This window comes from Thalassobaculum sp. (assembly GCF_040219215.1).
Lineage (GTDB): Bacteria > Pseudomonadota > Alphaproteobacteria > Thalassobaculales > Thalassobaculaceae > Thalassobaculum_A.
On sequence record NZ_JAVJSX010000025.1, the window covers coordinates 161,653 to 175,381 of the forward strand.

Annotated in this window: 16 protein-coding genes; 7 read left to right on the forward strand and 9 right to left on the reverse strand. The window is 62.9% G+C overall.

Annotated features, from left to right (window positions below):
* Nucleotides 1–8 precede the first annotated feature (8 nt).
* Both RIC54_RS18605 and RIC54_RS18610 read left to right on the forward strand, forming a co-directional pair.
* Nucleotides 9–923, forward strand: a complete 915-nt coding sequence (locus RIC54_RS18605) for an IS1595 family transposase (RefSeq protein WP_350096381.1) — start codon at nucleotides 9–11, stop codon at nucleotides 921–923.
* A 323-nt stretch (nucleotides 924–1,246) separates the two neighbouring features.
* Nucleotides 1,247–1,669: a hypothetical protein gene (locus RIC54_RS18610; protein WP_350096383.1), complete on the forward strand. Its 423-nt coding sequence runs from the start codon at nucleotides 1,247–1,249 to the stop codon at nucleotides 1,667–1,669.
* 144 nt (nucleotides 1,670–1,813) lie between these two features.
* On the opposite strand, the gene RIC54_RS18615 is transcribed toward RIC54_RS18610, so the two are convergent.
* On the reverse strand, nucleotides 1,814–1,954 hold the full coding sequence (locus RIC54_RS18615) for a hypothetical protein (protein ID WP_350096385.1): 141 nt from the start codon (nucleotides 1,952–1,954) through the stop codon (nucleotides 1,814–1,816).
* On the opposite strand from RIC54_RS18615, the gene RIC54_RS18620 reads away from it, so the two are divergent.
* On the forward strand, nucleotides 1,953–2,735 hold the full coding sequence (locus RIC54_RS18620) for a DUF3800 domain-containing protein (RefSeq protein ID WP_350096387.1): 783 nt from the start codon (nucleotides 1,953–1,955) through the stop codon (nucleotides 2,733–2,735). The genes RIC54_RS18615 and RIC54_RS18620 overlap by 2 nt on opposite strands.
* 452 nt (nucleotides 2,736–3,187) lie before the next feature.
* Here RIC54_RS18620 and ureG read toward each other — a convergent pair whose 3' ends face one another.
* The 8 genes from ureG to RIC54_RS18660 all read right to left on the reverse strand — a co-directional run bounded on the left by ureG (nucleotide 3,188) and on the right by RIC54_RS18660 (nucleotide 10,824).
* Nucleotides 3,188–3,823, reverse strand: coding sequence for an urease accessory protein UreG (ureG, locus tag RIC54_RS18625; RefSeq protein WP_350096389.1), 636 nt, complete (start codon nucleotides 3,821–3,823; stop codon nucleotides 3,188–3,190).
* Nucleotides 3,824–3,837: 14 nt separating this feature from the next.
* Complete coding sequence (locus RIC54_RS18630) at nucleotides 3,838–4,539, reverse strand: urease accessory protein UreF (RefSeq protein ID WP_350096391.1); 702 nt, start codon at nucleotides 4,537–4,539, stop codon at nucleotides 3,838–3,840.
* Nucleotides 4,523–5,050: an urease accessory protein UreE gene (locus RIC54_RS18635; RefSeq protein ID WP_350096393.1), complete on the reverse strand. Its 528-nt coding sequence runs from the start codon at nucleotides 5,048–5,050 to the stop codon at nucleotides 4,523–4,525. Before RIC54_RS18635 ends, RIC54_RS18630 begins: the two co-directional genes overlap by 17 nt.
* A gap of 7 nt (nucleotides 5,051–5,057) precedes the next feature.
* Complete coding sequence (gene ureC / locus RIC54_RS18640) at nucleotides 5,058–7,103, reverse strand: urease subunit alpha (protein ID WP_350151310.1); 2,046 nt, start codon at nucleotides 7,101–7,103, stop codon at nucleotides 5,058–5,060.
* 11 nt (nucleotides 7,104–7,114) lie between these two features.
* A complete protein-coding gene (locus tag RIC54_RS18645) occupies nucleotides 7,115–7,417 on the reverse strand; it encodes an urease subunit gamma (RefSeq protein ID WP_350096397.1) in 303 nt (100 codons plus the stop codon).
* A gap of 87 nt (nucleotides 7,418–7,504) precedes the next feature.
* On the reverse strand, nucleotides 7,505–8,350 hold the full coding sequence (locus RIC54_RS18650; RefSeq protein ID WP_350096399.1) for an urease accessory protein UreD: 846 nt from the start codon (nucleotides 8,348–8,350) through the stop codon (nucleotides 7,505–7,507).
* 444 nt (nucleotides 8,351–8,794) lie between these two features.
* Nucleotides 8,795–9,109 (reverse strand): hypothetical protein, encoded by a 315-nt coding sequence (locus RIC54_RS18655; protein ID WP_350096401.1) that lies wholly within the window; start codon nucleotides 9,107–9,109, stop codon nucleotides 8,795–8,797.
* Entirely contained in the window at nucleotides 9,109–10,824 is a 1,716-nt protein-coding gene (locus RIC54_RS18660; protein WP_350096403.1) for a DUF262 domain-containing protein, read from the reverse strand. Before RIC54_RS18660 ends, RIC54_RS18655 begins: the two co-directional genes overlap by 1 nt.
* Before the next feature lie 306 nt (nucleotides 10,825–11,130).
* Between RIC54_RS18660 and RIC54_RS18665 the strand changes: the two genes are divergently transcribed.
* The 4 genes from RIC54_RS18665 to RIC54_RS18680 all read left to right on the forward strand — a co-directional run bounded on the left by RIC54_RS18665 (nucleotide 11,131) and on the right by RIC54_RS18680 (nucleotide 13,712).
* The gene (locus RIC54_RS18665) at nucleotides 11,131–11,256 is read left to right on the forward strand and encodes a hypothetical protein (protein WP_350096405.1); all 126 of its coding nucleotides are present in this window, start codon (nucleotides 11,131–11,133) and stop codon (nucleotides 11,254–11,256) included.
* A gap of 24 nt (nucleotides 11,257–11,280) precedes the next feature.
* Nucleotides 11,281–11,958, forward strand: a complete 678-nt coding sequence (locus RIC54_RS18670) for an IS1 family transposase (protein WP_350096407.1) — start codon at nucleotides 11,281–11,283, stop codon at nucleotides 11,956–11,958.
* Between the two features lie 84 nt (nucleotides 11,959–12,042).
* Complete coding sequence (locus tag RIC54_RS18675) at nucleotides 12,043–12,519, forward strand: DUF302 domain-containing protein (RefSeq protein ID WP_350096409.1); 477 nt, start codon at nucleotides 12,043–12,045, stop codon at nucleotides 12,517–12,519.
* 5 nt (nucleotides 12,520–12,524) lie between these two features.
* On the forward strand, nucleotides 12,525–13,712 hold the full coding sequence (locus RIC54_RS18680) for a YeeE/YedE family protein (protein ID WP_350096411.1): 1,188 nt from the start codon (nucleotides 12,525–12,527) through the stop codon (nucleotides 13,710–13,712).
* Nucleotides 13,713–13,729 lie beyond the last annotated feature (17 nt).

Below are 13,729 nucleotides of genomic sequence, written 5' to 3' on the forward strand. Positions count from 1 at the left end.
AACGACCGATGTCTGACTTGCAGAACCCCATCTTTCACGACGACGACGAAGCCCGCGCTTTTATGGAAGCGGAGCGCTGGCCGAACGGTGCGGTTTGCCCGCATTGCGGCGAAGCCGAGAACGTCCGGAAGATGGAAGGCAAGTCGCACCGCGCCGGTCTGTACCAGTGCGGTCGTTCGTCATGCCGTAAGCAGTTCACCGTGACGGTCGGGACCGTGTTCGAGCGCTCCAAGATCGGCCTCAGCAAGTGGTTGATGGCCTCCTACCTGCTGTCGTCCAGCAAGAAGGGGATCAGCACCCACCAGCTTCACCGCATGTTGGGCGTGACGTACAAATCGGCGTGGTTCATGACCCACCGCATCCGCGAGGCCATGCGTGACTTCGCCCCCGGCCCGGTTGGCGGCGGCAACAAGGTGGTCGAGGTCGACGAGACCTACGTTGGCGGCAAGGCTAAGAACCGCGCGTTCACGCCGCCGCCGAAGAAAGAGGCCGTCGTGGCGTTGGTCGAGCGTGGCGGCAAAGTCCGTTCACAGCACGTCCCGAAGGTGACGAGCCGCATCGTGGGCAAGATCGTCAGCCAGCAGATTGAACAGGCGTCCTACATCATGACGGACGAAAGCCCGATCTATCCGCGCGTCGCCCGTGAGTTCGGCGGGCACGGCACCGTGAACCACTCCATCAAGGAGTACGTGCGCGGCGGCTTCTGGCACACGAACACGGTCGAAAATTACTTCTCCATCTTCAAGCGCGGCATCAACGGCGTGTATCAGGCCGTGTCCGAGAAGCACTTGAAGCGCTACCTCGGCGAGTTCGACTTCCGCTACAACACCCGCGACGTTTCCGACATGGAACGCGCCCGCGCCGCCCTCAAGGGCGCCGAAGGCAAGCGCCTGACCTACCGGCGGACTGGTCTCGGGGCATAACAGCGGCGGGCGAATCACAGACCAAAAGTTTAAAAAACTGGTCGAGTCGCTCTTACGCTGGGACCACCATCGCGAGCAGCGACGCAAGCGGTAGTGGCTCTACGCCTTCGATTCCCGAACATTTAGCTAAAACTGTTGACCACCCGTCCCGAAGTCCATCGAATCGGGGGTTGATTGGCACGGACCCCGGGGCTGGCAGGCCCCGGGTCCGCCGGTTCCCAAACGGTAGGGCCGTCCGGGAGCCACCTTGGTGCACAGCGACGTTAGATGAGTCGCAGAGAGTTAGTCAATCGGACGGCCCGTCAAACTGATGGAGGCCACCTATGGCTGGACTGCTCCCAGAACGACCACGCGGACTCCTTGCGTCCGCTCTGTACGACGCCGAACTCCTGCGCTCCGCGCAGCGAGACGGCTACCTCCTAACATGGGCGCGACCGCCCGCCATCTGGTTTCAACTCGACGCGCTGCTCTGCTCAAAGATCAGCGCGCTCGGCGTGTACATCATTTGGCGAAACGGACGGTGGATCCGCGTTGGCCAAGGGGACATCGGGGATCGCCTCAGCGACCACCAGAACGACCCCGAGATCACCGCGCATCGACAGTTCGGGACGCTCTACGCCACATGGGCAACGGCCCCGGCCGTCCTTATGGACGGGATCGAGCGATATCTTGCCGAGCAGATCCAACCGGCAGTCGGACAACGGTTCCCGGATGTGCCGCCAGTTCGGGTGAATCTGCCGGCGTGAACGACAAGGCCACGCCGTCGATCAGCGCATCAAGCGCCTCGCGGAGCTTCATGTACTGGTACCAAGCCGACGGCGGTTCTCCGCCGTCGGCAATCTTCTGCGCTGCCCAGTCGCGCACCCGTTCCAGATCGGATCGTGCAACCGTCATTCGTCGTCACTCTTCTTGGGCTTCCGCTTCGGCGGTTCATCCTTGTGCGGCTTCGGTGGCGTCCGCAGCAGGTTGTTCACCACCTTCTTGAACCGAGGGTCGTCCTCGGGACGCTTGTCGTCATTGGAGTCGTTCATGAGGCAGTTCGTCGCCTATCTCGATGAAAGCGGGGATGAAGGCTTCCAGTTTGCCACACCGCCCAAACGCGCCAGCAGCGAGTGGTTCGTTCTGTCTGCCATCGTGCACGATGTCGTCCACGTCCAACAGATCAAGGACCACTACGCCGAGTTCAAGGCCCGGCACCGGAAGCCCGACGCCTGGTTCTTTCATCTCGCCAACACGAACCACGATGCCCGCATGGGGTTCCTGTCCCATATGGTGCAACTGCCCGTGCACGCGATGACGGTCCTGGTTCACAAGCCCAGCCTGACCAAACCCGACAACTTCCAGCGCCCCTATTACCTGTACTTCTACGCCGCCAAACTGCTCCTGGAGCGGCTGTCGTGGTTCGCCGCGTCCGATGGCGGCGTGGCCCGCATGATCCTCTCCAGCCGTCGCGGACTGACACTGTCCGACTTCCGCCAGTACATGGCGATCCTAAAGAGCCGAACCGTTGCGAACCGCCTGCTGAACCAGCACTCCATCAAATGGGCCGCGCTTGACCTCGTTCACTCCGAAGTTCGCGCGAACAAAGACCTGCGGTGCCTTCAACTCGCAGACGGAGTCGCGAGCGGCGTGGCGAAAGCGGTCGAGTGGTCCGAGTACGGCACCACCGAAGACCGGTATGCGCAGATCATCCGGCCGATCATCTACAAGCGCTCCGGAACCTACCGGAGTTATGGCCTGAAGTTCTTTCCGACCGTTCCCGACAGCCTGATGTTAGAACCACGAATGTCGTGGCTTTCGATGTTCAAGTGAGTGGCGGCCCGCACCCGGCCCTCTAGACGAAGCTGGTGCCGACGAACGGGCCGCTCACTCCCCCGCGGAAATCTGCGCTGGCCTGTCCTTATCTCAAGTCGGCGCGCAAACATGCTTTGTCAAGTATATACTCGCCCGCGCATCACAAAGATCGCCATTGAGTTTGCAATGGCTGACAGGAGAATCCCCTTCGTGACGTTCCTGTTGCCGCCATCACGCAGAAGCCTGGGCGCACTCACGAGACTCGGCGCACAGTTTGTCAGTGAGATCGAGCACGATGGCGCTCAATTTCTAAAGTATCGACTGGATACCGAATAACTCTTCGTCCGGCCGCGCGTCAGTGCAATCCAGGCCACCCGATATCGCCGGATTACGGGACGCTCCCGGTGTCTATGAACCTCCCCAACACTGCGCATGCGCCATGTCCTGTGGTTACGGATGCGCGTGGCAGATCATCCGGATTGGATCCCGCCGTTCTTGCGGATGAACCCGGCGATCTCGGGAACGCCCGTGCCGATTTTCAGATTGGTGAAGATGTAGGGCCGGTCGCCGCGCATCCGCTTGGTGTCAGCCTCCATGACACCAAGATCGGCGCCGACCAGCGGTGCCAGGTCGATCTTGTTGATCACCAGCAGGTCGGAACGGGTGATGCCCGGCCCGCCTTTCCGCGGGATCTTCTCACCCGCCGCCACATCGATCACGTAGATGGTCAGGTCGGCCAGTTCCGGGCTGAAGGTGGCGGCCAGGTTGTCGCCGCCGCTCTCGATGAAGCAGATCTCGGCGGTCGGGAACAGGGTCTGCATCTGGGCGACCGCCGCCAGGTTGATCGAGGCGTCCTCGCGGATCGCGGTGTGCGGACAGCCGCCGGTCTCGACCCCCATGATCCGCTCTTCCGGAAGGGCGCCGGCTCGCACCAGGATGCGGCGGTCCTCGTCGGTGTAGATGTCGTTGGTGACCACCACCAGTTCGTTCTCGCCGCGCATATGCTTACACAGCGCCTCGACCAGCGCGGTCTTGCCGGACCCGACGGGCCCGCCGATCCCGACCCGCAATGGCCCGGTTACGGCCATCTCCAACGCTTCGCTCATCTCTCGTCTGCCTCTCAGGACCGGAACAATCGGGTGTGCTGGGTCTCGTGGCGCATCGAGCACCAATCGAGCATCGGGGTGGCCGCTCCCAGGTCATCCGGATCTGCAGCCTCGGCCATGGTTGCAACCTTCAGGATGACCGGCTCCAGGGCCGCGGTCACCCGCTGGCCGTCGGTCTGTCCGATCACCGACAACCGGATCGCCGCCGAGACCTGGTTGGCGGCCACCGCGTGCAGGAACAGCAGCAGGGTCGATCCCAGTCCCACGCCATGCACCGCCGACGCGGCGCCGACCGCCACGGGCAGCGCCGGCTCAACTCCGGCCTCCGCCAGATCCGCTACGGCCGTGTCCAGCCGGACGCTCGGCCACGCGGCCCGTACAGTGCGCAGATAGGCCGTGCCCTGCACCACCGTCTCCTGCGCCAGTTCCGCAGTGCCCTTGAGAGCCGCGGCCAGCTCCGCCGTCTCCACCAGGCCGGGCCGGTCGCCCCGTGTCACCGCGCGCCATGTTCGCGCGACCAGCACCGCATCCTGGCGCGGCGGCCCGTTCTCGATCACCGTACGCAGCCATGCCTCCAACCCGGCGCGGCCGACCACCCGGCCGTCCTCGACGGCCCATTCCAGCCCCGTCGAATAGGCGAAGGCGCCGACCGGGAAGGATGGCGACAGCCACGCGGCCAGCTTCAGCAGGGCCGCCGGGTCAGTGGTGGTGGTCATGCCCGCCGTCGGAGCCGTGGTGATGGTGGTGGATCTTGCCGCCATGCGCCGATTCATGGGCGTGGTGCGGGCCGGCGTGACCGCCATAGGCGCCGCCCTCCGGTTGGAACGCCCGCGTCACCCGGGTCAGGGTCGCACCCAGCCCTTCCAGCATGGCCTCGATCACGTGATCAGGTCGGATGCGCAGCACGCCATCGGCGATCTCGGTCGGCAGGTGCCGGTTGCCCAGATGCCAGCCGAGGCGAACCAGCGCGTACGGGTCGGTCGCCCGGACCTCGACCAGCGGTTCCGGCTTGGCCTTGACCGACAGCCAGCCGCCCTCCTCAAGCCGCAGGCCGTCGCCCTCGGCCATGGCAATTGCCTTGGGAAGATCGAGCAGCACCTCGCGGCCGCTGTCGCAGTGCAGGACCATGCGTCGTCGGAACCGGGCGTCGTAGTCCAGCGTGACCGCATCCGCCGCCTCGGCCGCCGGCCAGCACCCGGCCGGCACGTGTTCAATCGCCCGTCTCATTGCGCCCTCAGAACAGGAAGTAGCGCTGCGCCATCGCCACCACCTTGGCCGGCTCGCAGGTCAGCAGGCGGCCGTCGGCGGTGACGGCGTAGGTTTCGGGATCTACCGTGATGCTCGGCGTCAGGTCGTTCAGCCGCATCGACCGCTTGCCGATGCCGCCGCGGGTGTCGCGCACCGCCACCGTCTCCTTGGCCAGCCCGTACTGGCCGCGCACGTCGCGCTCGACCGCCGCTTGGCTGACGAAGCTGACCGAACCGGTCGACAGCGCCCGGCCGAGCGAGCCGAACATCGGCCGGGAGTGGACCGGCTGCGGGGTCGGGATCGAGGCGTTCGGATCGCCCATCATCGCCGAGGCGATCAGGCCGCCGACCAGCACCAGATCGGGATTCACTCCGAAGAACGCCGGCGACCACAGCACCAGGTCGGCGCGCTTGCCGACCTCGATCGAGCCGACATCGCGCGACACGCCCTGGGCGATCGCCGGGTTGATCGTGTACTTCGCGATGTAACGCCGAGCCCGCAGGTTGTCGTTGTCGCCGGTCTCGCCGTCGAGGCGGCCGAACTGCTTCTTCATCTTGTCGGCGGTCTGCCAGGTGCGGATCACCACCTCGCCGACCCGGCCCATGGCCTGGCTGTCCGACGCCATGATCGAGAACGCGCCGAGGTCGTGCAGGATGTCCTCGGCGGCGATGGTCTCCTTGCGGATCCGGCTCTCGGCGAACGCCACGTCCTCCGGGATGCGAGGGTCCAGGTGATGGCAGACCATCAGCATGTCGAGGTGCTCGTCCACCGTGTTCACGGTGAACGGCCGGGTCGGGTTGGTCGACGACGGCAGGACGTTGGCCTCGCCGCACACCTTGATGATGTCCGGCGCGTGACCGCCGCCGGCCCCCTCGGTGTGGAAGGCATGGATGGTGCGGCCCTTGAACGCCGCCACGGAATGCTCGACGAAGCCGGACTCGTTCAGCGTGTCGGTGTGGATCATCACCTGCACGTCCAGCGCGTCGGCCACCGACAGGCAGCAGTCGATGGCGGCCGGGGTGGTTCCCCAGTCCTCGTGCAGCTTCAACCCGCAGGCCCCGGCGGCAATCTGTTCCTCCAGCCCGCGCGGCAACGCGGCGTTGCCCTTGCCGAAGAATCCGAGGTTGATCGGGATGCCGTCGGCGGCCTGCAGCATCCGCATCAGGTTCCACGGCCCCGGCGTGCAGGTGGTGGCGTTGGTGCCGGTCGCCGGGCCGGTACCGCCGCCCATCATGGTGGTGACGCCGGAGGCCAACGCCTCGTCGACCTGTTGGGGGCAGATGAAATGGATGTGCACGTCGAGACCGCCGGCGGTCAGGATCTTTCCCTCGCCGGCCAGCGCCTCGGTCCCCGGCCCGATGACGATGTCGACACCCGGCTGCACGTCCGGGTTGCCTGCCTTGCCGATGCCGACGATGCGGCCGTCCCGCACCCCGATGTCGGCCTTGAACACACCGGTATGGTCGAGCACCGTGGCGTTGGTGATGACCAGATCGACCGCACCGTCGGCCCGGCTTGCCTGACTCTGGCCCATGCCGTCGCGGATCACCTTGCCGCCGCCGAACTTCACCTCCTCGCCGTAGGTGGTGAAGTCCTTCTCGACCTCGATGAACAACTCAGTATCGGCCAGCCGCACCTTGTCGCCGACTGTCGGGCCGAACATCCCGGCATAGGCGCCGCGCGCCATCATGCGCGGCGGGACGTTGCCCTTGCCGGGAATCGACGCCGGCAGGGTGCCCATGACCTTCTGGTTGAAGCCGTAGACCCTGCGCTCGCCCAGATAAGGGACCAGCGTGACTTCCCGGGTCTGGCCTGGTTCGAAGCGGACCGCGGTGCCCGCCGGAATATCCAGCCGCCGACCGGATGCCACCTCGCGGTCGAACGTCAGACCGGGATTGGTCTCGGCGAAGTGATAGTGGCTACCGACCTGCACCGGCCGGTCGCCGGTGTTGGCGACGGTGATGGTGACGCGGTCGGCACCGGCGTTCAGTTCGATCTCGCCCTCGGCGGGGATCAGCTCACCCGGGATCATCGCGCCCTCCCTCAGCGGATCGGTTCGTGGACGGTGACGAGCTTGGTGCCGTCCGGGAACGTCGCCTCGACCTGCACCTCGTGCAGCATCTCGGCGATGCTCTCCATTACCTGATCGCGCGAGACCACCTGGGCCCCCGCCTCCATCAGGTCGGCGACCGAGCGTCCGTCACGCGCGCCTTCGACCACCGTGTCGGTGATCAGCGCGATCGCCTCCGGGTAGTTCAGCTTCACGCCGCGCTCCAGGCGCCGGCGCGCCACGATCGCCGCCATGGCGATCAGCAGCTTGTCCTTCTCGCGCGGGGTGAGTTGCACCGCCCCCTCCTCATCCTGCTCACGAGGGGTAAGCGTGGCGTCCAACCGCGGCCGCGTCGAGCCTTTCTTGCAGTGCACAAATCGGCGTCAGATTGCCCAAATCGTGGGCATGCGCGCGGGCCTGCCGAGATGCGCCGATCGCAGCGCCGTCCACACCGCCCCGACCAGCCGACGGGCGGGCGCCGGATCGGCCGCCATGATGCGCACCACCAGCAGGTCGGGATCGATCGCCGTGGCACCGGCACGCAGGTCTCGATCGGCTTCCAGCAGGGAACGCAACGACTCTACCGCCTTCCCGGCACCGGGAGCCGCGAACAGCAACGTCGACAGCGATCGGGCGCCGCCGAAACCGGCGCCGGCATCCAGCGAGTCGAGCACCCTGCCACCCAACGCCAGATCGTCGGCCCACCGCAGGCGACCGTCTCGACGAAACCGGATCCGGTCGCGCAGCGCACCACCGGCAAACACCTCGCCATGCGCCAACCGGCCGAACACCAGGGTCTCGCTGAACATCAGGCGTCCGGTTGGGGCGATATCCAGAGTCGTCGTCCGGTCGAGCCGGGAGCCGTCGAACAGGATCGTCCCGGCCGACAGCCACTCCAGGGTGGCGTTCTTGGCGACTGACAGGTCGACGTTCATTGACGCCGTAGCCCCGTCGGAGCGGTAGATTTTCTCGGCGGCCTGGGTGGTGGCCAGCAGGCTCTCGCCCGCACCCACCGACAGGTCTACCGCCAGCCGGTCACCACCAACCACGCCACCCGCGATATTGCCGACCACCACCGTGCGAGGCTCACCCAGTTCGGGGTACGGCCGAAACAGACGCATCGGCGGGGTCTGGCGCAGCCCGTGGATCCGGCCATCGGCCACGCGGAACCGCAACGCTCCATCATAGCGCTCAAGACCCAGGCCGGGATTAACTGCAGCAACGCTCACACGGCGTCCCTTCGAGTGAGTGACGTCAGGCCGAAGCGGACGCGGGTACCAGGATGGCACCGTCGCGCGACGGCGGCGGCGTGGTCAAGCACCCGGATCCCCTCGGTAGTGTCCTAATTTGACGAGGCGCGCCGCTAGAAGGGCGCCTTCGGGGGCCAGCGGCGGTACTCGCCAATCTTACGGAGCGCCCTTTGATGTGCTGCATGCGTTCTTGACGAGCCCACGTAACCCGAACCGGGAAGGCGACTTGCCTTGTTTACCACTAGTGCCTGCAACGGCGGCAGATCTTCATTTCGACAGTGCTCTTGAATGACGCTTAAAAAGTGTGCTGCCGCCCTCCAATGCACGCCGATCTTTTCTGAAATCTCTCCGTATGTGCAAGGCGACATTTTGGGCGCGAGTCTCACAAGGTGCGGCCAAGCCTTGCGGGCTCTGGCTACATGATCAACCGTCATCACATCCTCCCTTCATTGAGCGATGTTCCGCCACGATAGCCGCTCTAACCGCATCCCGCGGGCTCTTGATCCCGCCCATATGTAGCACCGCAAAGAACCGGCGTTTGGTGCTGCCCTCGATCGGGGACGACCAGGCGTAGGCGCGGGCGGCCTTGGGGTTGTCGGCTAGGTCGAAGACGTGGACGACGCCCTCCCATGCGGTCTGGCCCTGGAAAGTCTCTTTGACCGGGGTGGATTGCACGAGAGTAGCCCTGCCGCCATACTGGGTCTCGACGGATTGACGCAATACATCAACGTCATTCATTAAAACCGCCACAGCTTTACGGCCAATGATGCAAGATACGCCTGTCTCGTCATGATGTCGTCACGGCACCATCTATCTCGTTCTCCTATTGATTTTGTCAGCAGCAGATCGCTTTTGGCGTAAGCGATAGATTTCTCGCGCACGTGTTTGCGGCCCAACATGCGATTACGCCCCGCCGTAAGAAGGCACATGTTGCCAATGAGGCCAGCGCATTCTAAAGTAATGTCTTTGTCTATACTAGTTTCTGAATTCCATTCATTGCCAGGATTTTTCGGCAATATGTGTTCAAGCGTCAGCGCCTGTGTCGGACCAAGTTCCTTGGCATCAACGCCACGAGAAAGCTGAATTTCCTGAGATTCGAGTCGGCGAAGTATCGACGAAGCATTCTTATTGGTCAGATTCGACTTTGCGATGAATTCATTGTGAAAATCATCGTCTTTTACATAAACTGATGAGACTGCCTCCCGTGCCGCGGAGGCCGATGTTACCTCTTTCGACCATATCTTGTGAGCTAACCGAGCGGCTTGGATTTCTAAGACCCCGGTGCGGTGGCCGCCGATAAGCTGCCACCGCACCGAAACCACCTCCATGAGCCACAGCAATCGACTCATGTCGTTCTCGTCAAACCGGGCTAGCCCAGACAGGATGACGGGGTAAGCCTGCTTTGATCCAAGCTCTAGAAAATTGACTAAGCGCTCCTTGAGTTTTTTTGTGTATTTTCCCCAAACGGGATCATCTGGCGATTCAATCGCCACGTATTGTTCTGCTGCTTCAAGATAATCTATTGTGAATTTGTTGGCTTCGTGGCCGCTCGTGATATACTTTCTTGCATCATCGAATAAATCAGCCGTTTGTGTTCGGCCGTACCTGGACGTCCAGTATGACTTTAAATAATCCAGTTCTTTGTGGTTAGTAATTACGTGTGTAATCTGGACCCATCTGCTCTCGATCTGAGCCAACAACTGAGGCGAAACATCGTGCGCAAGGCCGAATATATAGTTTTTTAGCAGATCAACCGCTGATAAATCAAGGCCACGATCATTAAGCGTCTCAAATACCCGAAAGGCATTGCTCTCATTTGGTACCGTTAAACGAACTGCAATAACACAATCTCTAATATAAACAATAAGTTTGTGAAAAAATGCCCGAGCTTCGTTTTCATCGTCGAACTTGTCGGCAATTAGCGATACATAATCATGGCATTCTATAACAGCATTTAAAAGTTCAGCGTTCGGAGCAAATTTATTTAGCCTATTCCTTTCTCTCTTAACGGCGCTTAGCGAGCTAGATTGTACGACAAATTGCTGAAAGTTGCTGTTGTTGTTGTGATTTAGCTCCAAGCTAGGCAGTATGTTTGCTTGTCCATATTCTGCTGTCCCAATAAAATCAGACTCGATTTTTGATAGCGTAATCGTATCATTTATCGAGCCAAACCATGATCGAAGAGCCGAAGCAAATATGATTATGGTAGCTAGCCTTTGTTGACCATCCAGCACCCGCAGTCGGCCCTGATCCTGCATGAACACCATCAGCCCAATAAAGTAATAGGTATCCCCCCGTTCCATAGCATCATGAATGTCATCAAGCAGCTGACGAACTCTATCAGTGTCCCACCTATAGTCTCGTTGATGAGATGGGACGAAAAATCGGCTTTTTGATAACAATAGCCCCAGGCCCGTTGTAGGGGCTTCTGAAAGAGTTACTATTTGAGACATATCAGCGCCCTTCTTCTTGTTTTAGCTCGGTTATAAGTTTTCTGTAGTGCCAGACTCGTTCTTCGGCAAGCCGAATGAGTGCGTTCTGCCAATCGGAGGGGGGAGAGCGATGCGCTCTAGCTTCACCCCTTAAGCGCGCCTGCCTCACACTTTGGACGGAAACACCAAGGGCCTTGGCGACATCGTCGTGGCCGACATTGTCGCACAGGCTATCAGTCGCTCTTTTGAAATCCATGTATATGTTCCCATTGATAGGCCGCGCTCTGTATATGGCTATATATACGTAACCGCTCGGGAACAAGACCAATGAACCGCCTCAGCCTCGCCCGCCGCACTCAGATCATCAACTGCCTTGTCGAGGGCAACTCGATCCGGTCGACCGAACGGATGACTGATACGCACTGGGACACGGTGATGCGGCTGCTGGTCTAGGTCGGCGAGGGCTGTCAGGCCCTCATGGGCGAAGAGATGCGCGAGCTTCCCTGCCGTCGCATCCAGGTCGATGAGATCTGGGCCTATGTCGGCAAGAAGCAGGCTCAGGTCACCAAGGAAGACGACCGCAGCCGCGTGGGCGATATGTGGACCTTCGTAGCCCTCGACCCGGAAACCAAGCTGGTGCCGTCCTATCTGGTGGGCAAGCGCACCAGCCGGAATGCCGTCACGTTCATCACCGACCTGTCGGAGCGGTTGGCGAACCGGGTACAGCTTTCGTCGGACGCGCTCAACAGCTACGTGACCGCCGTTGAAGAGGCGTTCGGAACCGATGTCGACTATGGGCAGGCTGTAAAATTCTATGAGGCAGAGCCGGTCAGCCCGGGCCGGTACAGCCCGCCGCGCGTGACGAAGTCAGAGCGCAATACGATGGTTGGGCGGCCGGATCCGCTGCATATCTCGACCAGCTTGGTGGAGCGGCAAAACCTCACCATGCGGATGAGCATGCGTCGGTTCACGCGCCTGACGAACGCGTTCAGTAAGAAGGTTGAGAACCTCCGCGCTGCGGTGTCGCTGCACTTCGCGCACTACAACTATGTGCGGATGCACAAGACGCTGCGGATGACCCCGGCGATGGCCGCTGGCGTGAGCAATCGCCTCTGGTCGCTTGAGGAGTTGGTCGACCGGACGACGTCAAATTAGGACACTACCATCCCCTCACAGGGTATTGTCTTTCCGAGAGCGCAGTCGCCCGGTAGCTGTTGGTGCTCCCCAAGGAGGCTGATCATGCGCGCGTTCGCCACCTGTCTCGTCGCCGTCCTGCTGGTTCTGGCCGGCCCGTCAAGCGCCGAGAACCCGACGCCCCATCCCGGCACCGTGACCCTGGAAACCGGCAAGCCGTTCGAGCCGTTCGTCGACGCGTTTGCCAAGGCGATCACCGGCAACGGCTTCAACGTCGTCGGCATCGCTTGCGCCAACTGCGCGATCAAGGGCGTGTTCGGCGAGACCGTGCCGGGCAATAGGGTGTTCCTGTTCTTCAAGCCGGCTTATGCGCGACGCATGCTGGCGGCGTCGGTCGCCGCCGGGATCGAGGCACCGATCCGGGTGTACGCTACCGAGGGGCCGGACGGCACGGCGCGCGTGACCTACCGACTGCCGAGCGCGGTGTTTGGCGCCTACGAAGTGCCGGACCTGACCGCCATGGGGCGCGAACTCGACGACCACGTCTCCCGCATCGTCGCCGACGCGGCCGCCGGGTCCTGACTGGAGTGGCGACCGACACCACGATCGACGCCGCCGGCCTGCCGGCGATCCAGCACCCGGTGCTCCTCGGCGCGGCCGCTGTCGCGGCCTTCCTCGCCTTCGCGCTGTGGCTCGACTCGCCGATGATGGCCGGCGTTCTGGCCATCGGGCTCGGCCTCGGCGTGGCGCTTTACCACGCCGGATTCGGGTTCACCGCCGCTTATCGACGAGCGTTGCTGGAGAAGGACCTTTCCGGAATCGTCGCTCAGGCCGTGATGCTGATCGTCGCGTCCAGCCTGTTCGCGCCGCTGCTGTCCGCCGGCGAGGTCTTCGGTCACGGCGTCGGCGGCGCGATTGCGCCGGTAGGCGTGGCCATGCTGACCGGCGCTTTCGTGTTCGGCATCGGCATGCAACTCGGTGGCGCCTGCGCGTCCGGCACGTTGTTCACGGTCGGGGGTGGAAACCTGCGGATGGTCGTCACCCTGGTATTCTTCTGCGCAGGCTCCTGGTGGGGCACGCTCGACCTGCCGTGGTGGCGGGCGCTGCCGGCTCTGCCGCCGATCGCCCTCGGCCCGATCATCGGTTGGGGACCGGCAGTGCTGGTGCAGGCGGTGCTTCTCGGGCTGGTCGTGTGGCTTCTGCACCGGCTCGGTGGACGTGCGCAATCATCGCTCTGGTGGAACGGCCGGTTCTCGCGGAACGCGTTGCTGCGCGGTCCCTGGCCGCTGCTGCTCGGCGGACTGGCCCTCGCGATCCTCAACACCGCCATGCTGGCGCTCACCGGTTCACCCTGGGGCGTGACCTGGGGGTTTACGCTGTGGGGAGCGAAGACGGCGGCGGTACTGGGTTGGGACCCGTCCGGCAGCGCCTTCTGGTCGGAGGAATGGACCAGGATCGCCCTCGACCAGTCGATCCTGCAGTCCACCACCTCGGTCTCGGATCTCGGCATCCTGATCGGCGCCGGAATTGCGGCCGCGCTGGCCGGCAAGGTTCGGCCGTCATGGCGAATCGGCCTGCTCCCGCTCGTCGCCGCGGTGCTCGGCGGGTTGATGATGGGATACGGCGCCCGACTGGCCTATGGCTGCAACATTGGCGCGTTTTTCTCTGGCGTAGCCTCGACCAGTCTGCATGGCTGGGCATGGATCGTCATGGCCTTGCTCGGGACCTCGATCGGGGTCCGACTGCGGCCATGGTTCCGGCTCGCGAATCCGTGATCGGCAAACACGGAACC